This is a genomic window from Arthrobacter woluwensis (assembly GCF_030816155.1).
In the GTDB taxonomy this organism is placed as follows: Bacteria; Actinomycetota; Actinomycetes; order Actinomycetales; family Micrococcaceae; genus Arthrobacter_E; species Arthrobacter_E woluwensis_A.
The window spans coordinates 3,124,874-3,142,798 of record NZ_JAUSXR010000001.1; the positions used below are offsets into that span (position 1 = coordinate 3,124,874).

The 17,925-nt window shown below is 69.9% G+C and carries 14 protein-coding genes and 1 riboswitch; of the genes, 7 read left to right on the forward strand and 7 right to left on the reverse strand.

The window, feature by feature from the left end:
* Positions 1-99 precede the first annotated feature (99 nt).
* The 4 genes from QFZ52_RS14380 to QFZ52_RS14395 all read left to right on the forward strand — a co-directional run bounded on the left by QFZ52_RS14380 (position 100) and on the right by QFZ52_RS14395 (position 5,679).
* Positions 100-1,977 (forward strand): peptidoglycan DD-metalloendopeptidase family protein, encoded by a 1,878-nt coding sequence (locus QFZ52_RS14380; protein WP_307498284.1) that lies wholly within the window; start codon positions 100-102, stop codon positions 1,975-1,977.
* Between the two features lie 130 nt (positions 1,978-2,107).
* A complete protein-coding gene (locus tag QFZ52_RS14385) occupies positions 2,108-3,427 on the forward strand; it encodes an MFS transporter (protein ID WP_307498285.1) in 1,320 nt (439 codons plus the stop codon).
* A 173-nt stretch (positions 3,428-3,600) separates the two neighbouring features.
* Positions 3,601-4,980, forward strand: coding sequence for a DUF4190 domain-containing protein (locus tag QFZ52_RS14390; protein ID WP_307498286.1), 1,380 nt, complete (start codon positions 3,601-3,603; stop codon positions 4,978-4,980).
* A gap of 174 nt (positions 4,981-5,154) precedes the next feature.
* Entirely contained in the window at positions 5,155-5,679 is a 525-nt protein-coding gene (locus tag QFZ52_RS14395) for a GNAT family N-acetyltransferase (protein ID WP_307498287.1), read from the forward strand.
* 25 nt (positions 5,680-5,704) lie between these two features.
* Here the strand turns inward: QFZ52_RS14395 and QFZ52_RS14400 are convergent, their stop codons facing one another.
* Positions 5,705-6,358: a nucleoside/nucleotide kinase family protein gene (locus QFZ52_RS14400; protein ID WP_307498288.1), complete on the reverse strand. Its 654-nt coding sequence runs from the start codon at positions 6,356-6,358 to the stop codon at positions 5,705-5,707.
* 265 nt (positions 6,359-6,623) lie between these two features.
* Between QFZ52_RS14400 and QFZ52_RS14405 the strand changes: the two genes are divergently transcribed.
* The 3 genes from QFZ52_RS14405 to QFZ52_RS14415 all read left to right on the forward strand — a co-directional run bounded on the left by QFZ52_RS14405 (position 6,624) and on the right by QFZ52_RS14415 (position 9,246).
* Positions 6,624-6,830, forward strand: a complete 207-nt coding sequence (locus tag QFZ52_RS14405) for a CsbD family protein (RefSeq protein WP_278267580.1) — start codon at positions 6,624-6,626, stop codon at positions 6,828-6,830.
* A 145-nt stretch (positions 6,831-6,975) separates the two neighbouring features.
* A complete protein-coding gene (locus QFZ52_RS14410) occupies positions 6,976-7,632 on the forward strand; it encodes a hypothetical protein (protein WP_307498289.1) in 657 nt (218 codons plus the stop codon).
* A gap of 84 nt (positions 7,633-7,716) precedes the next feature.
* On the forward strand, positions 7,717-9,246 hold the full coding sequence (locus QFZ52_RS14415; RefSeq protein WP_307498291.1) for an exodeoxyribonuclease VII large subunit: 1,530 nt from the start codon (positions 7,717-7,719) through the stop codon (positions 9,244-9,246).
* A gap of 132 nt (positions 9,247-9,378) precedes the next feature.
* On the opposite strand, the gene hrpB is transcribed toward QFZ52_RS14415, so the two are convergent.
* The 6 genes from hrpB to QFZ52_RS14445 form a co-directional block, all read right to left on the reverse strand.
* A complete protein-coding gene (hrpB, locus tag QFZ52_RS14420) occupies positions 9,379-12,057 on the reverse strand; it encodes an ATP-dependent helicase HrpB (RefSeq protein ID WP_307498292.1) in 2,679 nt (892 codons plus the stop codon).
* Positions 12,054-12,641: an HdeD family acid-resistance protein gene (locus tag QFZ52_RS14425; RefSeq protein ID WP_307498295.1), complete on the reverse strand. Its 588-nt coding sequence runs from the start codon at positions 12,639-12,641 to the stop codon at positions 12,054-12,056. Before QFZ52_RS14425 ends, hrpB begins: the two co-directional genes overlap by 4 nt.
* A gap of 124 nt (positions 12,642-12,765) precedes the next feature.
* Positions 12,766-14,286 (reverse strand): UDP-N-acetylglucosamine 1-carboxyvinyltransferase, encoded by a 1,521-nt coding sequence (locus tag QFZ52_RS14430; RefSeq protein WP_307498296.1) that lies wholly within the window; start codon positions 14,284-14,286, stop codon positions 12,766-12,768.
* A gap of 175 nt (positions 14,287-14,461) precedes the next feature.
* Positions 14,462-15,283 carry an energy-coupling factor transporter transmembrane component T family protein gene (locus QFZ52_RS14435; RefSeq protein ID WP_307498298.1) on the reverse strand — a complete coding sequence of 274 codons (822 nt, stop codon included), beginning with the start codon at positions 15,281-15,283 and terminating at the stop codon, positions 14,462-14,464.
* A complete protein-coding gene (locus tag QFZ52_RS14440; protein ID WP_307498299.1) occupies positions 15,280-16,965 on the reverse strand; it encodes an ABC transporter ATP-binding protein in 1,686 nt (561 codons plus the stop codon). The genes QFZ52_RS14435 and QFZ52_RS14440 overlap by 4 nt, the downstream gene beginning before the upstream one ends.
* A 2-nt stretch (positions 16,966-16,967) precedes the next feature.
* Positions 16,968-17,582: an ECF transporter S component gene (locus QFZ52_RS14445; protein WP_307498300.1), complete on the reverse strand. Its 615-nt coding sequence runs from the start codon at positions 17,580-17,582 to the stop codon at positions 16,968-16,970.
* Between the two features lie 44 nt (positions 17,583-17,626).
* A riboswitch (TPP riboswitch) is annotated at positions 17,627-17,747 on the reverse strand.
* Positions 17,748-17,925 lie beyond the last annotated feature (178 nt).

Sequence of the window (17,925 nt, forward strand, 5' to 3'; positions counted from 1 at the left end):
GGACTTCGGGGAACCCCGCGCCGGGCCCGGAAGCCCTATCCTGAAGGCGGGAACTCACTCTCACCTCACGGCCGTTCGGCCCATTCAGGAACAGGGACCATGAAGAATCGTTTGGCCGCGGCCTTTGCCGCCCTCCTGCTTGGCGCGGGCCTCCTCGTCACAGCCCCGGCACCCGCCGGCGCGGCGACCCCCACCGGCAAGGTCGCGATCAAGACGCAGCGCATGGCCAAGGCCACCCTCAACAGCACCCAGCTCGGCTGGTACAACGCCGGGCAGTCGCTCACACTGAAGTGCTACGCGCGCGGCCAGGCCGTCAGCGGCTACTACAGCCCCTGGCTCCCGAACGGCGGCCTCGACGACCTCTGGTACAAGACGTCGGACAACGGCTTCGTCGCCGACGTGGACATCAACACCAACTCGAACGACCCCGTGACCCCGGCGTGCACGGACCCCTTCACCGCCGCGCCGAACCCCACCATCGCCGGCACAGCGGCCGTCGGCCAGGCACTCCGCGCCGTCCCGGGCTCCTGGGATCCTGCCGCCACCTTCAGCTACCAGTGGATCCTCGCGGGCACGGCCGTCGCCGGAGCCACCGGACCGACGTGGGCTCCGCCCGCCACCGCGCTCGGCAAGACCGTCTCGGTCCGCGTCACCGGTTCCCGGGCGGGCTTCGCGACGACCGCACGCACCTCCGGAGCCACGGCCGCCCTGCAGCGCGGGTCGATCGCCACGGTCCAGCCCGTCATCACCGGTGTCCCAGCACCTGGTCAGACCGTCACCGTGAATCCCGGGGCGTGGAATCCGAAGCCGGCCACCTTCACGTACCAATGGCGCCGCAACGGAGCGAACATCGCCGGGGCCACCACCGCGTCCTACAAGGTCGCGGCGGCAGACACCGGCGCTGACCTGACCGCTGTAGTCACCGGCGCCGTCACCGGCTACAACACCGCCACCGCCGTAAGCGCCCCGGTGCGTGCCGGCAAGCAGTTCACCGCGGCCCCGAATCCCACCATCTCCGGCGGGCTCGACGTCGGCAACCGGCTCACCGCCGTCGTCGGCGCCTGGAATCCCAAGCCGGCGTATGCGTACCAGTGGCTGCGCAGCGGCGCGCCGATCGCGGGGGCGACCGCGACCACCTACGTGCTGACGAACGCCGACGCCGGCCGGGCCATCAGCTTCCGCGTCACCGGCACGCTGAGCGGCTACGCCACGGCGGTGCGCACGTCGAACGCGCTCACCACGCGCTCGCTCCTGGTACCCGCACCCGCCCCGGTGTTCCGCGGCTACCCGGCAGCCGGGCAGACCCTCACCGCCCTCGCGGGAACCTGGGGACCAGGCGCCGTGTCGCTCAGCTATCAGTGGCTGCGCAACGGCGCACCGATCGCCGGGGCGACGTCCACCACGCTCACCCTGAATAGTTCGCACGTCGGGGCACAGATCGCGGTTCGAGTCACGGGAACGCGGGCCGGGTTCATCCCCGCGACGCGCACCTCGGTGGCGTCGACCGTCGCGGCCAGCACTGCCGGGAGGCGCCCCTATAAGCTGCCGTTCCCGAAGGGCAAGTCGTACTCGATCCTGCAGGGTCCCGCCGAGCACGCCCGGGGCATCCTGCCGGAATACAACAAGCACGCGGTCGACTTCGGCACGGGTATGGGCGCCCCCATCACCGCTTCCGCGAGCGGCCTCGTTGTCTTCAGCGGCTGGGGCAGCACCGGCGAGATCCAGGTCCGGATCGACCACGGCGACAACCGCTGCACCCAGTACTCACACCTGAGCAGCACCACGATCAGTGCCGGGACGCCGATCCAGCAGGGGCAGCTCCTGGGGTACTCCGGCCAGACCGGTATCGCGTCCGGACCTCACCTGCACTGGAACGTCGTCTACTGCGATTCCCAGATCAGCCGCGAAGTGCCCAATAGCGTCGAAATGGGCACGACGTACCGCGTGGGAGCCATCGCCACCAGCCAGAACGGCTGACAGCCGGGGGGCCGCATACCCCTTCCCCCGCGTGTTTCCGTCCAGTATGCTCTGGCTAACTTACCGAACATTCGGTCATCATCGCGCGGCGGATCCGCCCTGCGCGCAGGATCAGAACAATGGAGTTCGCATGTCGTCACCTGCCATCGCTCCCGCCAGGGGCCGGAATCTCTCCTCCGAAGAACGCAAGGTCCTTGCCGGAACGCTCGTGGGGACGTCCATCGAGTGGTACGACTTCTTCATCTACGCCCAGGCGGCCGCCCTCGTGCTGGCACCGCTCTTCCTGGCACCCGTCTCGCGCGAAAACCCCGCCCTGGCGCAGGTCCTCTCGTTCGCCACGATCGGCATCTCGTTCCTCTTCCGGCCCCTCGGCGCGGTCGTCGCAGGCCGCCTCGGCGATCGCCTCGGACGCAAGAAGATGCTCGTCCTCACGCTCGTCATGATGGGCCTCTCCACCTCCCTGATCGGCTTCCTGCCGGACTACAACGCCATCGGCATCGCGGCCCCGATCCTGCTGATCCTCCTCCGCATCCTGCAAGGCTTCTCGGCCGGCGGCGAATGGGGTGGCGCGGCGCTCATGGCGGTCGAACATGCCCCGAAGAACCGGCGCGGCCTCTTCGGCGCGTTCCCCCAGATCGGCGTTCCCATCGGCATGATCCTGGCGACCTTCACCCTCTGGGCCCTCACGAGCTCCATGTCCAAGGAAGCCTTCCTCGCCTGGGGCTGGCGGGTTCCCTTCCTGCTCTCGATCGTGCTGATCGTGGTCGGCTTCGTGATCCGCCGCGCCGTCGAGGAGAGCCCGGTCTTCGACGAACTCGTGCGCCGTCGCAAGGAGTCCTCCGCACCCCTCGGCGAGCTGTTCCGCCACCACACCCGCCAGGTCTTCCTGACCGCGATCATCTTCATCGCCAACAATGCGGCCGGCTACCTGCTCATCGCGTACTTCGCCGCCTACGCCTCGACCGCACTGCACATGGACCGCCCGAGCGTCCTACTGGCCACCGCGCTCGCCTCTTTCGGCTGGCTGATCTTCACGCTCTGGGGTGGCCACGTCTCCGACCGGCTCGGACGGGTCCGGACCTTCCAGCTCGGCTACATCCTCCTGGCCGTCTGGGCCATCCCGATGTGGTTCCTGATCGATTCCCGGAACATCGTCCTGTACTTCGTGGCGCTCTTCGTCATGACTCTGGGCCTCGGACTGTCCTACGGACCCCAGGCTGCACTGTATGCGGAGATGTTCCCGGCCAAGGTCCGCTACTCCGGTGTCTCGATCGGCTACGCGCTCGGCGCCGTGCTCGGTGGAGCCTTCGCGCCGATGATCGCCGACGCCCTGCTCAACCAGTTCCATTCCTCCTGGGTGATCGGCCTCTACATCGCGATCGCCGCCATCATCTCGTTCATCGGGGTCTCGGCCGTGAAAGAACCGCGCGACGTGGACCTGCTCGCCTGACCGCCTCCCTCCCGCAGCCCGACGACGGCGCGTCGCCGAGCCCCGCTCAACGCCCCGGCGGCGCTGTCAATGGGGAGTCGTCCCCTCATTTCGCAGGTGCCCGACGGACTCCCCGCCTTTAGGATGGTGCCTAGCGGTAACTACAGTCGCTTGACTATCACTCGGAGAGCACCATGTCGCACAACACCCCTTCCGCCGGCTCGGGACCCGACGGACGAGAGCCAGGAAACCAGCCTGGGAATCCCCCGGCTCCGCCGTACCCCGGTCAGGCGGCACCCGGTCAGGCGGCATCCGGCCAGGGTTTCCCTGCGCCGGGCCAGCCCGGCCAGCCCGGCCAACCGGGTCCCGCGCAGCCGGGCCAGTCGTACCCAGGTCAGCCCTCCTCCGGACCGTCGTATCCCGGTCAGCAACAACCCCCCGGTCAGCCCGGTCAGCAGCCAGGCCGGCCGCAGCCCGGTCAGTCCTACCCGGGACAAGCCCGTCCTGGCCAGGCTCCCGGCGGCGCCCCGTACGGTGGCGCCCCCTATGGCGGGACTCCCCAGAACGGCGGATTCGGCGTTGGAGGACCCGGCCAGGGTGGTCCAGGCGCCGGCGGCCCCGGCTATGGTGGCCCGAGCTATGGCGCGCCGCAGTACGGCGGCCTCCCGCCGGCGTCGTCGGGCCCTAAGGGTCTGGCGATCGCGGCACTGATCTGCGGCATCGCCTCCCTGGTGTTCGCGTGGATCCCGGTCGTCAACGTCGTGGCCCTGGTCGCCGGGCTCGCCGCCATCACACTCGGCGTGGTGTCGCTGGTGAAGAAATTCGGCGGCACGGTCATGGCGTGGTTCGGCGCGGGCCTCGGCCTGGTCGGCGTGCTGGGATCGATCCTCGCGATGCTCGCGTTCGCCGCCCTGACCAGCATCGCGGACCGGCCCGACCCGCTCAAGACGTACAACGAGGACCGGAACAAGCAGGTCTCCGTCAAGTACATCGTCACCACCACGACGCCCACGGACGTTCGCTGGTCCACCCCGACCGGAACCTCCGAAGTGAGCGTCAGCAAGGACCAGACCACGGAATTCACCGCTCAAGCGAAGGATTCCCTGAGGATCTCGGCGAACCCGACCGACGGCTCGGCGACCGACACGAAGATCAGCTGCGAGATCGTGGTCGACGGGACCACCGTGGCAAAGGAGACCGGAGAGGGCAAGTACGCCGCCGCGAGCTGCTACTACTACAAGTTGTACTCGCGCTACTCGAGCGAGAAGCCCTCCAACGACGTGTCCGTCGAGTTCAAGGTGACCACGAACGGCAAGGTCTCGGTGAACTCACGCTGGTCGGCGAGCGGCGCCCAGAGCAGCAGCAGCCGTTATGCCGAGGTCGGCTCGGACTCCACGAGCACCGTCCAGGCCAAGTCCGACGGCACGCTCTCCCTGACCGTGCGCAGTGAGGACCGGGAGGCCGCCAGCCCGGCCTTCGGCTGCGAGATCCTGGTGGACGGGAAGTCCGTGTCGAAGCAGGCAAGCAACACGGCCTACGGCTCCGCCCGCTGCACCTACACACCCGAGAAGTGAGCTGATCTCCACACGCTGAGCGGGCGGGCGGTGACCGGCGGAGTGATCCGCACGGTGACCGCCCGCCCTTCGGCGTTTAACATGGGCTCCACCGTCGTTGTCCCACGGGTCCGGGGCAAGGGGCGGCGCCGCATCGGTCGGAAACGGGCAGTCCCGCCTCTACAGTGGGTGTTCATGGAGTTCACCATCCGCCCCCGCGTTCCCGGGGACGTCCCCGCCCTCGCCGAGTTGCTCGAACGCCAGCAGCCCACTAGCCGCTATCCCTTCGTGTGGCCGTTCCCCGGCGGGGCCGAATCCTTCCTGGTGCGCGCCGGCGAACTGGCCTCCTGGGTGGCCGAAGCCGCCGACGGCACGCTACTGGGTCATGTCGCGGTCACCCGGGTGGACGACGGCATCGAGGGACGGCTGTGGGCGGACGCACTCGACGCGGGCCTCGACGAACTGCGCTGCGTGAGCGTCCTCTTCACGGACCCGGCGCAGGCGGGATCCGGCGTGGGCTCGGCGCTCCTGGAATGCGCCACCCGGGCCGCCGCGGCCGACGGCCTGCCCGTGCTCGACGTCGTCGCCTCGGCCGAGCGCCCCGTGCAGCTCTACCAGCGGCGCGGCTGGCGGATCATCGCCACCATCTCCGCGCCTTGGCACCCCGAGCTCGACCTGCCCATCCATCTCATGGTCCTCCCCCGGGACGGCGAGGCGTAACCCTCGCCGAAGGCTCCGCCGCGCGTCACTCCGGCCGCACGACGACGGCGGCCCGCCCCCGAGCGGCCCGGATCAGCCGGGCGTTGGCCTCGTCCGTCCCGAGGGCCCAGGCGCGCGCCGCCTCGGGGCTCTTCCCGAACGCCTCGTGACGCGCGATGAGCCGCTCCAGCCGGACGCCGTCGTCCGATTCCACGAACCAGGCCTCGTCGAGAAGCGGGAGCACGCCCGCCCAGGGCCCGTCCTGCAGCAGGAGGTAGTTGCCCTCGGTGATCACGAGCCGCGCTTCCCGCGGAACGGCGATGGCGCCCGCCACCGGTTCCTCGATCTCGCGCCGGAATTCCGGGGCGAACACGACGTCCTCATCTCGCGCGCGGAGCCGCCGCAGCAGCGCGACGTAGCCCGCGCCGTCGAACGTTTCGGGAGCGCCCTTGCGCTGCCGCAGCCCGCGCCGCTCCAGCACGGCATTCGCCAGGTGATAACCGTCGAGGGGCACCGCGACGGCGAGGCCCGGGCCGAAGTGCTCCACCAGCGTCGTGGAGAGCGTGGTCTTCCCGGCGCCTGGCGAGCCGGCCAGTCCGAGGATGACGCGCTCCCCGGACGCCAGTAGCCGCTCGATCCGCTCGAGGGCTGCGGGCAGGCCGAGGAGGGAAGGGGCGGTGTCCGGGGTGGCGAAGTCCATGCCGGAACCGTACCGCGACGGAGCCGCCGCACCGGTTCCGCACCGGTTCCACACACCGATTCAGCGCAGCGCGAACACCCTCTGAACCCCCGCCATTCCGGGCTTTTCAGAGGTTCCTGGGAGTTCGCCGGGTTGCGGACCCAGAACAAGTGTGATGAGGATTGAAGTATCGCTTCACGGCGTAGCGGTTGATGGGAGAGTCATCTCTTACCGCCCGTTCCAGGATTCGACCAAGGGCCACGAGCCCGCTGACGAGGAGGACATCATGGGTATCGGCGACAAGATCAACAACAAGGCTGAAGAGCTGGGTGGCAAGGCCAAGGAAGCAGCCGGCCAGGCAAGCGGCGACGAGCGCCTCGAGGCCGAGGGTCAGAAGGACCAGGCTTCGGCGGGCCTGAAGCAGGCCGGCGAAAAGGTCAAGGACGCCGCGGCCGAGGCCGTGGACAACGTCAAGGACATCTTCAAGAAGTAGCGTCCCGACGGCGGTCTTCCGCCACTCGCGACGTGCACACTGTGGCCCGGGCGATGCCCGGGCCACAGTCGTGTCCGGAAGAGTGCCCGCCGCTCGGCCCGGCTGGGTTCATTTGATTAGCCCATCGACTGGATACACTGTCGCCATGCAGACCATTCCAGAGCGTCAGCGCCGCGTCTTCCATATCGCCTTGCTGTGCCAGTTGACCGCCGTGGGGCTGGTGCTCGGCGGATTCGCTGGACTGTTCCTGGGCCTGAACCGCAACAGCGGCAGCATGGTCCCGTCCGTGATGGTGGCGCTCTCCGTCGCTCTCTCGATCGTGATCATGGCGGTGCTCCTCCCACTCATGTCCTCGGAGGAGCGGAACCTGCAAGGACGGCTGCACGAGTGCGACACTGCCGCGATGGCCTCAGGCGCGACGGCTTGGCCTGCGGCGACGGCGGTCCTGGTGCGCGTCATGCCGGCACGACGACGCGCCACGTTCAAGACCGCGCTCTTCGCGGCGAACACCCCCGAACGGGGCGTCCTTCCCGTGGCCGTCCGGCTCCCTGCGGCGGCTTCGCCCCAGCCCTCCAGTGGCGCGTGGCTCCGCCTGAACCCCGCCGACCCGGCGGTCGCGGTCATCGACCCCCTCGCCACCCCGGACGACCACGCGAACGCAGGTACCGACCCTGCCCTCGCCCGCCTCAGCCGGGTGCAGCGGGGCCTCGCAGTGCCGGCCGGAGCCTGGGTCGGCCCGGCGCTGATCGGCGTCGCTGTCGCGGTGGTCATGGCGGCACTGACGGCCCTCCTCGCCCACTGACCGACGACGGCGGGGCGGGCACCGGGGATTCGTCAGCTGACCGTCCGACAAATGCGTGACAGAGTCCTTAGCTAGGGTGGCGTCATGGTGGAGAACGGAGAACACGACGCAATACGGCGGCAATTCGTGACGAACCTCGGGCTCGTGGCGAACGGCCTCTCGAACGGGTGGACCCGATGGGCACAGGACGGCACTGGATTGGCGAAAACGGTGAACGATCTCTTCGGAACGCTACGCCCCGTCCAGTTCACCGGCGAATGTGTGAACGTCTACATCCCTGACCAACCGTCGTATCTCAGCTTCAAGCTGGCCAACGAGGATGGGCCACTGCTGGATGTATATATCAGCGCCCACAACCGACAGAAGATCCGGGGGTTTCTCGGAGAAGACCCGTGGGACATTCTGCAAGAAGGAACACTGATTTCGGTGGGCGGCCGCCTTCAGCCCCGGCAGAATGTATCGGCTTACCGCTTGGCTGCTGAACGGATCGGCCCGGTGTGGGTTCAGGGCGGAGGCCTTCACCATCTCCGCCTTCAAGAATCCAGAAACGTCCTTCTGGCAAAGTACGCTCCTGGGACACCTGTGGGTGATCGGCTGAGGAACCCGGCCTTCTCACACGAAAGTAAAGGCAAGCGCCTGGCATCGAAACTGACTACCCGCGGCGTTCGGTTGCATCACGTCCTGCTCCTGTGCCCACGCACCACCGGCACCACCGAAGAGTTCCTGGAACAGCTTCCACCCAAAGGCATCGGGTATGAGGCGGCCCAGGTCGATTTCACTCCCGCGTCCCTCGCAGAGTTTCTCGGCAGTCTGCCACCGGCCCGAAACACCGTGGTGGCTCTGTACCGAGGTGGCGGCTCCTGGGCCGATCTCCGGATGTTTGATTCGCACGTTCTGGCGGCGGCCATTGCGGAATGTGCAGTACCTGTGCTCACAGGAATCGGCCATCGCTATGACATCAGTCTGTCCGACCGAACTGCCTTCGCTTCTGCCAGCACACCCACCGGGTTAGGGAAACTGCTCAGCGGTATCTACTTCGGGCAGCGCGACGAGGCAGCTCCGCAGGCAGATCGTCACACCCCTCTGCTCCGTGAACGTGAGCAGACGCCGCCTGCGGCAGCAAGCCGCACTGGTGGAGAGCTACGAACGCAAGCGGAAGCCGATGCAGCCGTGCGGGAAGCGCGGGAAGAGCAGCTCCGAAATCAGCTGGGTCGCGACCTTGAGGCCGCCCGCCGAGTTGCTGGCGCCATGCGTGACCGCTTCGCCGCGGAACGACAGGCTCGCTCGGAGGAGGCCCAGAATGCTGCCCTTCAACGGGTGGACCAGCGCGCCACCTTCCAGGCAGTGCTGTGCTCGATAGCTTCGGTACTCGCTGGGTGCTTCTGCTTGGCGCAGGCCATCAACGGGCGGCCCGCCCCTTCACTGACATGGCTCATGATCGCGCTACTGGCGGCAGGGTTCGGCCGGTGGCTCTGGCTCGGCAAGAGCCGTGCACGTCAGCATCTTGCCTACGGCGAACCGCTCGACCGTTCGGGGGCCACCCCGGAGTGGTTCGCAGTTGCCGCTCGCGCTAGCACCCCACGGGAAGTCACGGAAGTGTTCGGGGTGAAGTGACCGGGTACCTGGCACCCCGTGCCACGCGCGTTCGTGGGTGTCGTGTGCATTCGTGGCTTTTGGTAGCGAATTCACTCAAAATCCACGAACCCAGGGCTATGGCGGGACCGGGCCTTCCGCGGCCGGCCGACCCTACCCGCCCATCCGGTTCTTGGTGCGGGCGGTCGCGACGGCGGCCCACGGGTCCTCCGGCCAGGGATGTTTCGGGTACCGCCCCCGCATCTCGGCCCTGACCTGCGCATACGGACCGGACCAGAACGACGCCAGATCAGCCGTCACGGCCAGCGGCCGCCCAGCCGGGGACAGGAGATGGAACACCACGGGCACCCGCATATCCACGAGCCGCGGCGTGTCGGCCCAGCCGAAGCACTCCTGAAGCTTCACGGCGACCACGGGCTGCGGCACGGGAGCGCCATCGGCCGGAGCCTCCTCCACCTCCGGGTACTCCAGGCGCACCCGGCGTCCGCTCGGCACCTCGAGCTCCGCGGGAACCAGCTCCTCCAGCCGCACGGCCTCGGGCCACGGCAGCAGACGGCGCAAGGCGTCCACGAGCGGTAGCGACTTCACGGAGGCTCCGGCGGCGAGCGCCTCGAGTTCGGGCCCCAGCCACTCGTCGGCACGGGCCAGCAGCGCCGCCGACGACGTGTCCGGCCACGGCTCCCCCAGCACGCGGTGCAGCAGGGCGAGTCGACGACGCAGTGCGTCCGCCGGGCCGGGGAAGCCGATGACCTCGAGCCCCTCCCGTTCCAGAGCCCGGAGGACCGCGGCGTGACCCTCCCGGGGACCGGGCTTCACAGGCGTCGAGGACAGCACGATCGCCCCCAGCCGGTTCACCTTCCGCGCGGCCACCTTGCCGCCGTCGAAGGACGCCTCCACGCCATCGGCCAGCAGATGCGACGCCGCGAGCGCCGCGGTCTCCCCGGAGATCCCGGCGGCCGCACGGATCACGGCACCGGTCCCGGCGGCCTCCCTGCCGCCGGCTCGGCTCGCCTCCGCCACGGCGAGCCACTCGTGCCCCGAGAGCGGGCTCCCCGACGGCAGGGCCGCCCGGGTCCCGGAGGCCAGCAGGTAGACCTCCCGCTCGCCCGGCACCCTGCGCGCCACTTGCGCCGGGAAGGCCAGCGCGACGATGGCACCCACCTCCTCCCCGCGCGGCACCGGCCGGGCGGGGGCCGGCGTCGTCGTGCGTGAGGAGTCGGCGATGCGCTCGAAGCGGCGGACTTCGTCCTTCCAGGCCCGCGCCTGCGGGTCCTGTCCGGAGCGCAGCCCGCTCAGGAGTCTGCCCAGATCGGCGCCCGGCGCCCGGAACTCCCGCGCCACGAGGGCCACGGCCTCCGCCGCGGGCCGGGCGCCCAGGAGCGCGGCGCCTTCCAACAGGGCCCGGCCCAATCGGGGGTCGGCGGGGATACCGGCGAGGGTTTGGCCCTCCTCGGTCGGCTGCCCGTTCGGGGTCACGGCTCCGAGGGCTGTCAGGGTGGCGAGGGCGTCGCGCAGGGCGGGCTGCGGGGGTGCGTCGGGCAGGGCGAAACGGTCAGGATCATCCGCGCCGGACAGCACGCCGGGCAGCGCGCCCCAGCAGGCCAGCACGAGGGCGGCCTCCGTCAGATCCGCTGCGGCGATCTCGGGCGTCGGCTGCGCGGGGGCGGCGGCGAAGGCCCGCTCGTCGCAGCAGCGCACCGCACGTCCCGGGCCTTGTCGCGCGGCGCGTCCGGCCCGCTGTTCGGCACTCGCCCGCGAACACGCCACGGTCACCAGACCGTTCATGCCTCGCGAGGCATCTCTCCGGGGCTCGCGGCTCAAACAGGAGTCGATCACGAGTCGCACGCCGGGGACCGTGAGCGAGGATTCCGCCAGGGATGTGGACACGACGATCCGCGGGCGGTCCCCCGGCCGGCGTCCCGAGACGGCCCTCTGCTGTTCCGCGGGGCTGATCTGACCGTGAAGCTCGAGAACCTCCGTGTCGGGCGCCAGGCTGCGGAGCCGATCGGTGACATGCCTGACTTCGCGGGCGCCGGGTACGAACACGAGAGCGTCGATCCCGGGATCCGCGGCGAGCGCGGACCGGTGCTCGCGAGCCGCCGTCTCAGCCACGTGGTCCAGAAAACCCCTGGTCACGCCGCGTTCGTCCATGCGAGTGACGGGCGACGGGCGCCAGGCCACGTCGAGCGGATGCAGCGCCGAGGGGCAGTCGACCACGGGCACCGCGCCCGCGGTCCCGCCGAGCAGCTCCGCAAACCGCGCGGCGTCCAGGGTGGCGGACATCGCGACCACCAGCAGATCGTCGCGGAGCTGCCGCAGTTCGGCGAGCATGGCGAAGAGCAGGTCACTCTCCAGAGCGCGTTCGTGCACTTCATCCAGGACGACGGCGTCCACCCCGTCCAGCCCCGGATCGGCCAGGAGACGGCGCAGCAGGATGCCCGGGGTCACGAACTCCACCACCGTGTCCCGCCCGGCCTGCCGTTCGCCCCGGACCGTGAAGCCCACTCTCCGTCCCAGCGGGCTCCCATCCAGAGCGGCCAGGCGCGCTGCCGCGGCGCGTGCGGCGACCCTTCTCGGCTGGGTCACGACGACGCGCGGGCTCCTCCCCGCGGCCCGCGCGGCGGCCAGCGTGGCCACGAGAGGCGGGACGAGGGTCGTCTTGCCCGTCCCGGGCGGCGCCTGGACGACCGCGGCGGGCCCGGCGTCGTCGTCCGCCCGACCGGAAGCGGACCCGTCCGGTCCGCCGAGCGCGGCGGACAGGTCTCCCAGCGCCGAGGCGAAGGGCAGTCCCGCGCCGATCACGTCGAGGTCGAACAGAGACGCTCCGGTCATGTGGCAGCCTGGGCCCGGCGCAGTTTCGTGACGGACAGGACAGCGATCTTCAGGCCGACCAGCACGCTGCGCAAGCCGAAGGCGAAGGCCAAGACCGTGGTCCCGGTGCCCGGCAGAACCGCGCAGAAGGCGGCCAGGACCAGGTCCAGGATGCTCCGGAGAAGGTCCTGCCACGGCGCGTCGGAGTGGTTGCGGAGCACCTCGACCAGTCGCGTGGCCCCGCTGGAGACGAAGGTCAGCGCTGCCAGGTACACCAGCACAGCGGACGGGAGCGGGATCAGCAGCACGACCAGGCCGGCCGCGATCCAGACGAGCCCGAGGAGGAAGGGCCAGAGCCGTCGTCGCGACGTCCCGGCACGGGCCTCCTGCGCGGCGTCGGCCAGATCGCCCACGCCGGACAGCACGAAGCCCGCCCCGGCGTAGATCTCGATGCGGGTCAGCGCCCCGAGCGGATGCAGGAACAGCCAGACGCCACCGGCCAGGGACGCCAGGCCGACCAGGAACACGACCCACCAGGGCAGCCGTGCGACGTGCTTGCCGAGCAGGCCGGGCAGGGTCCAGAAACGCTGGTGGATGGAGCTCATTCCTCCATTCTCCCCGGCGGACGCCCGCACGGTGTGGAGCGCCCCCACGCGAGAGAACAGGTGATGCCCCCAAAACCGGGTTTTGGGGGCATCACCTGTTCTCTCGCGAACCGCGCGCGGAGGATCAGTCCTCGAAGTACTCGATCCGGGCGCCGATGGAGTTCAGCCGGTCCGCGAGGTCTGCGTAGCCGCGCTCGATCACGTAGATGTTGCGCAGGGTCGAGGTGCCGCGGGCCGCGAGCATCGCGAGCAGCAGGCAGGCCGCGGGGCGGAGAGCCGGCGGGCAGCCGATCTCGGCCGCGCGCCACTTGGTCGGGCCGTTGACGTAGATGCGGTGCGGATCCAGGAGCTGCACGTTGGCGCCGAGACGGTTGAGCTCCGTCAGGTAGATGGCCCGGTTCTCGTAGACCCAGTCGTGGATCATCGTCTGACCCTCGGCGTTGGCCGCGATGACCGCGAAGAACGGCAGGTTGTCGATGTTCATGCCCGGGAACGGCATGGGGTGGATCTTGTCCACGGAGGCGTGCAGCTTGCTCGGCTTGGTGGTGACGTCCACCAGGCGCGTGTGGCCGTTGCGCGCCACGTACTCGCCGGAGATCTCCAGTTCCTGGCCCATGTGCTGCAGGAAGGCCAGCTCGATCTCCATGAACTCGATCGGCACACGGCGCACGGTGACCTCGGAGTTCGTCACGATGCCCGCGGTGATCAGGCTCATGGCCTCGATCGGGTCCTCGGACGGGAAGTACTCGATGTCCTGGTTGATGTTGGTGCGGCCCGTGATGCGCAGCGTGGTGGTGCCGATGCCCTCGATGGTCACGCCCAGCATCTGCAGGTAGAAGCAGAGGTCCTGGACCATGTAGTTGGGGCTCGCGTTGCGGATCACGGTGGTGCCGGTGCGGTGCGCGGCGGCCATGATCGCGTTCTCGGTGACGGTGTCGCCACGCTCGGTCAGCACGAAGGTGCGGTCCTTGCTGTCGGCCTCGGGGGCCTGGACCAGGTAGAAGCCGGACTTGGCCTCCACGGCGAGCCCGAACTGGCGCAGCGCCTGCATGTGCGGCTCCACGGTGCGGGTGCCGAGGTCGCAGCCGCCGGCGTAGGGCAGCTGGTACTCCTCGCGCTCGTCCAGGAGCGGGCCGAGGAGCATGATGACGCTGCGGGTGCGACGGGCCGCGTCCACATCCATGGCGTCCAGGTCCAGGACGGCGGGGCGGCGGATCTGCAGATCGTTGTCGTTGAGCCAGGTGCACTCGACGCCGATGCTCGCCAGCACCTCGACGATCCGGTTGACCTCCTCGATGCGCGCCAGGCGGCGCAGCGTGGTGGTGCCGCGGTTGATGAGGCTGGCCAGCAGAAGCGCGACGCCGGCGTTCTTGCTGCTGTTGACGTCCACCGCGCCGCTGAGCTGATGTCCGCCCTCCACCCGCAGGTGGGTGACGCGCGGCCGCGCGGGGGTCAGGAGCGTTGCCTCGAAGAGATCCTCCAAGCGGCGGATCATGCGCAGGCTCAGATTCTGCTTGCCGGTCTCCATACGGGCCACGGCGCTCTGGCTGGTGCCGAGCTCCTCGGCCAGCTTGCCCTGCGTCCAGCCCTTCTCGCTGCGGGCGTCGCGAAGCCAGGAAGCCAGGTGATCCATCGTCTCAGTCATGAGCATGAATATATCAGATGTGAGTTACCGCGAAGCAAATCACCGGCCCGTCGGCGTGAATATGGGATACCTAAGTCGCAGGGTGCGATATTTCTTCCGGAATTTCGCGTCACGATCCGCAAGCCCAGGCCACTCAGCAGCCCAGGCCATCAAACCCGACCACCCCTCAGCCCGGTCAGTACACCACGTGCCAGACGCCGAGCAGCACCGAGATCCCCACGGACAGCCCGGCGATGACCACAGAGCCGAGCACCACCCAGGTGTCGACCGCGGAGAGCCGGGACGGGCGGGCCCATGTTCGCGGCCCGGCGCCGAAGCCCCGGGCCTCCATGGTCACAGCCAGACGGGAGGCCCGGCGGATCGACTGGACGAGCAGCCCGAAACTCTGCCCCAGCTTCGCGGCAAGCCCGGACAGGACGTTCCCGGTGGCACCGACCCCGCGTGCCCGGCGAGCCATGCCGATGGTCTGCCACTCGGCCACCATGAGTCCCACCAGGCGCAGCGCCGCGAGGGTGCCCAGGACGAAGCGGTGCGGGAGGCGCGCCAGCTGTGCCAGAGCATCGGCCAGGTCGGTCGGCTCGGTGCACGCCATGACGATCACCGCCGGCAGTGCGATCGCGAGTCCACGCAGGAGGAACCCGACACCCAGGAGCAGAGAATGTTCGCCCATGGTCCAGATCCCGAAACTGAAAATGAGCGGCCCCTTGTCCGGGGCGAGCACCGCCGTGCTCCAGCCGCCCAGGACGGCGGCGGCCACGAGCGGCCACGCCCTGGTCCACAGCAGGCGGAGATTCAGGCCCGCCAGCGGCAGCACGAGGAGCTCGCAGAGCACCGCGATCCCGGCCGACAGCCAGTCGATCGACCACACGAGGGCGAGCGTGATGATCGCGAGCGCGCCGAACTTGGACAGCGGATTCGCACGCCCCAGGAGCGGAAGCTCGGCACGGGACGCCGCGTACGGGTCCACGACGGCGCGGTCCTCGGTCACGACGCTCATGCCTCCCCCTTTCCGGGTTCATCCCCGGTTCGCACGACGGCGGCCGCGCCCGCGAGCTCCGGCCCCGGGGCTCCCCCGAGCACCAGCTCCGTGGCGCCGAGGGCGCGGGTGAAGTCGGCGTCGTGCGTGACGGACAGGAGCGAGACGCCCTCGTCGAGCAGTTCGAGCAGCAGTGAGCCCAGCTCAGCCCAGGTACGCGCGTCCTGCCCGAAGGTGGGCTCGTCCAGGATCAGCAGCCGGGGATGGGCGGCGAGCACGGTCGCGACGGACAGCCGCCGCTTCTCGCCCCCGGACAGGGTGTACGGGTTGGCGTCGGCCAGGCCGTCGAGCCTCAGCCGGTGCAGCAGCTCGTCCACGCGCTCCTCGCCGCGACCCAGCTGCCGCGGCCCGAAGCGCAGTTCGTCCAGCACGCTGCCGGTCACGAACTGGTGCTCGGGCTCCTGGAACACGGTGCCGATCCGGGTGATCAGCTCCTTCGCCTTCCAGCGGTACGGCTCCGGGTGCCGGGGCAGGGCAGCACCCGCGGCCAGTAACTCGGACGAGCCGACGACGGCGCCCCCGGCCGGGGCGAGCAGCCCCGCCAGGGTGAGGGCCAGGGTCGATTTGCCCACGCCATTGGGCCCGGTCACCGAGAGCGCGCTGCCGGCCCGCAACTCCAGCTCCACCCCGCTCAGCACGGGGACGGACTTCCGGGGCGCGAGTCCACGGCGGGACGCTGACGCCCGGCTCACCGCCAGGTCGCGGGCTTCCAAAAGGACCGCGCCGGCAGGCGACGTCGCGGGACGGGACGCCACGGAACCAGCGCTCGAACGGCCGACCGTGCGATCTCCGGAACGGCCCGCGCCGGCCTCGGACAGGACGCGACTTCCGGAACGGCCCGCGCCCGCCAGCACCGGCACCCGTCCCGGGATCCAGACTCCCTGGGCGGCCAGAGCCTCACCCTGCGCGTCGAGCACGGCGTCGGGATCACCGGACGCGACCACGCCCGACGGCCCGTCGGCGCCCGCACCCAGAACCACCACACGGTCCACCGAGTCCTTCCACACCTCCACCCGGTGCTCGACCACCAGGAGCGTGGCACCGGAGGCGGCGACCGCACGGATCACGGCATCGCGGACCTCGAGCACGCCGTCGGGGTCCAGGTTGGCGGTGGGCTCATCCAGCAGCACCAGTCCGGGGCGCATCGCGAGCACCCCTGCGAGCGCCAGCCGCTGCTTCTGCCCGCCGGACAGGGCATGGGTGGGGTGGTCGAGGGGCAGAAACCCGAGCCCGACGTCGTGCAGGGCCTGGCGCACCCGAGGCCAGATCTCAGAGGGCGGCACGGCGAGGTTCTCCGCTCCGAAGGCGACGTCGTCGCCCACGCGGCCGAGCACCACCTGCGTCTCCGGATCCTGCTGCACCAGACCGGCCCGGCCCCGGGCGTCCCTGGGCGCACGGCCGTCGATCAGCAGCGTGCCGGACTCGTCGGCGTCGTCGTCCTCCGCAGAGCCGAGAACTCCGGCGAGGGCGTGGAGCAGCGTCGACTTGCCCGCGCCGGACGGGCCCAGCAGGAGGACCTTCTCCCCGGGTTCCAGGTCGAGGTCGAGTCCCGCCACAGCAGCGCGGCTGCGCCCGCCGTGGCGCCAGCCCCAGTCCCGTGCCGTGACGCGGGCCGGCTGCACGCCGCCGGCGACTCCGCTCATGATCAGCCGAAGACCGGCTCGGTACGGGCCTTGCGGGAGGCGAAGGAGGCGAGGGCGCCGGTCCGGGCCAGGCCACGCGTGGCCACCCAGGACAGCGCGCCTGCGATCACGGCGCCGGAGATGAGGCAGAAGAGGATGTAGAGGAACTTGGCGGTGCCGTCGTAGGCGATGTTCCAGCCCCAAGGCAGGAAGCTGTCGTTGAGGCCGCAGAAGAGCCCGGATGCCGCTCCGGCCAGGAGCGCGGTGGGCAGGTTGAACTTCCGGTAGAGGAACGCGGCGAAGATCAGCTCCGCGCCGAGGCCCTGGAGCAGCCCGGAGATCAGCACGGTCAGGCCGTACTGCGAGCCCATGATGAGCTCACCGCTCGCAGCCACGGCCTCGCAGAAGATGGCGGCGCCGGGCTTGCGGATGATGAGCGCGCCGAGCACGGCCGGGATCATCCAGCCACCGGCGTAGAGGCCCGAGAGCGGGGCGTAGGCGGCGGTCAGCGGGGTGATCAGGTTCGCGCCCTGGGACCACGCCCAGAACAGCACGCCACCGGCCACGGCGATCAGTGCCGCCACCACGATGTCCACCACGCGCCAGCCACGACGCTGGGCAACAGCCTGAGTAGTCATTGTCATCCTCCTGGGATTACAGGAGGGGAGGTGCCCGGAGGCACGTTCTGAGATGCTCGACTCCCTATCGCCGGTACTAACCGGATCAGGTTCGAGGGTCTGCGGTTGCTCCGCACTCTCAGCGCCCACACACCCTGCGGTGGCGGCGCTCCCCTGTCGTTCGTTGTGCGTCCCAGTTTATACCTGCACGACGACGCCGGCGCAGGCCCCGCTGTCACATTCCCCGGGTGCCGCGGAAGTCAGCCCGGGCCGGGTGCGCGCGGGACGCCTCCCGGCTGCCGAACTCGCTAGGGAGAGCCGGAGGTCGCTGTCGCCGGTAGCGACCTCAAACCCTTCATAGCGA

Bases quoted from the DNA above. Each gene is read 5' to 3' on its own strand.
- QFZ52_RS14380 (WP_307498284.1), top strand. From the start codon at position 100: ATGAAGAATCGTTTGGCCGCGGCCTTTGCCGCCCTCCTGCTTGGCGCG.
- QFZ52_RS14385 (WP_307498285.1), top strand. From the start codon at position 2,108: ATGTCGTCACCTGCCATCGCTCCCGCCAGGGGCCGGAATCTCTCCTCC.
- QFZ52_RS14390 (WP_307498286.1), top strand. From the start codon at position 3,601: ATGTCGCACAACACCCCTTCCGCCGGCTCGGGACCCGACGGACGAGAG.
- QFZ52_RS14395 (WP_307498287.1), top strand. From the start codon at position 5,155: ATGGAGTTCACCATCCGCCCCCGCGTTCCCGGGGACGTCCCCGCCCTC.
- QFZ52_RS14400 (WP_307498288.1), bottom strand. From the start codon at position 6,358: ATGGACTTCGCCACCCCGGACACCGCCCCTTCCCTCCTCGGCCTGCCC.
- QFZ52_RS14405 (WP_278267580.1), top strand. From the start codon at position 6,624: ATGGGTATCGGCGACAAGATCAACAACAAGGCTGAAGAGCTGGGTGGC.
- QFZ52_RS14410 (WP_307498289.1), top strand. From the start codon at position 6,976: ATGCAGACCATTCCAGAGCGTCAGCGCCGCGTCTTCCATATCGCCTTG.
- QFZ52_RS14415 (WP_307498291.1), top strand. From the start codon at position 7,717: ATGGTGGAGAACGGAGAACACGACGCAATACGGCGGCAATTCGTGACG.
- hrpB (WP_307498292.1), bottom strand. From the start codon at position 12,057: ATGACCGGAGCGTCTCTGTTCGACCTCGACGTGATCGGCGCGGGACTG.
- QFZ52_RS14425 (WP_307498295.1), bottom strand. From the start codon at position 12,641: ATGAGCTCCATCCACCAGCGTTTCTGGACCCTGCCCGGCCTGCTCGGC.
- QFZ52_RS14430 (WP_307498296.1), bottom strand. From the start codon at position 14,286: ATGACTGAGACGATGGATCACCTGGCTTCCTGGCTTCGCGACGCCCGC.
- QFZ52_RS14435 (WP_307498298.1), bottom strand. From the start codon at position 15,283: ATGAGCGTCGTGACCGAGGACCGCGCCGTCGTGGACCCGTACGCGGCG.
- QFZ52_RS14440 (WP_307498299.1), bottom strand. From the start codon at position 16,965: ATGAGCGGAGTCGCCGGCGGCGTGCAGCCGGCCCGCGTCACGGCACGG.
- QFZ52_RS14445 (WP_307498300.1), bottom strand. From the start codon at position 17,582: ATGACTACTCAGGCTGTTGCCCAGCGTCGTGGCTGGCGCGTGGTGGAC.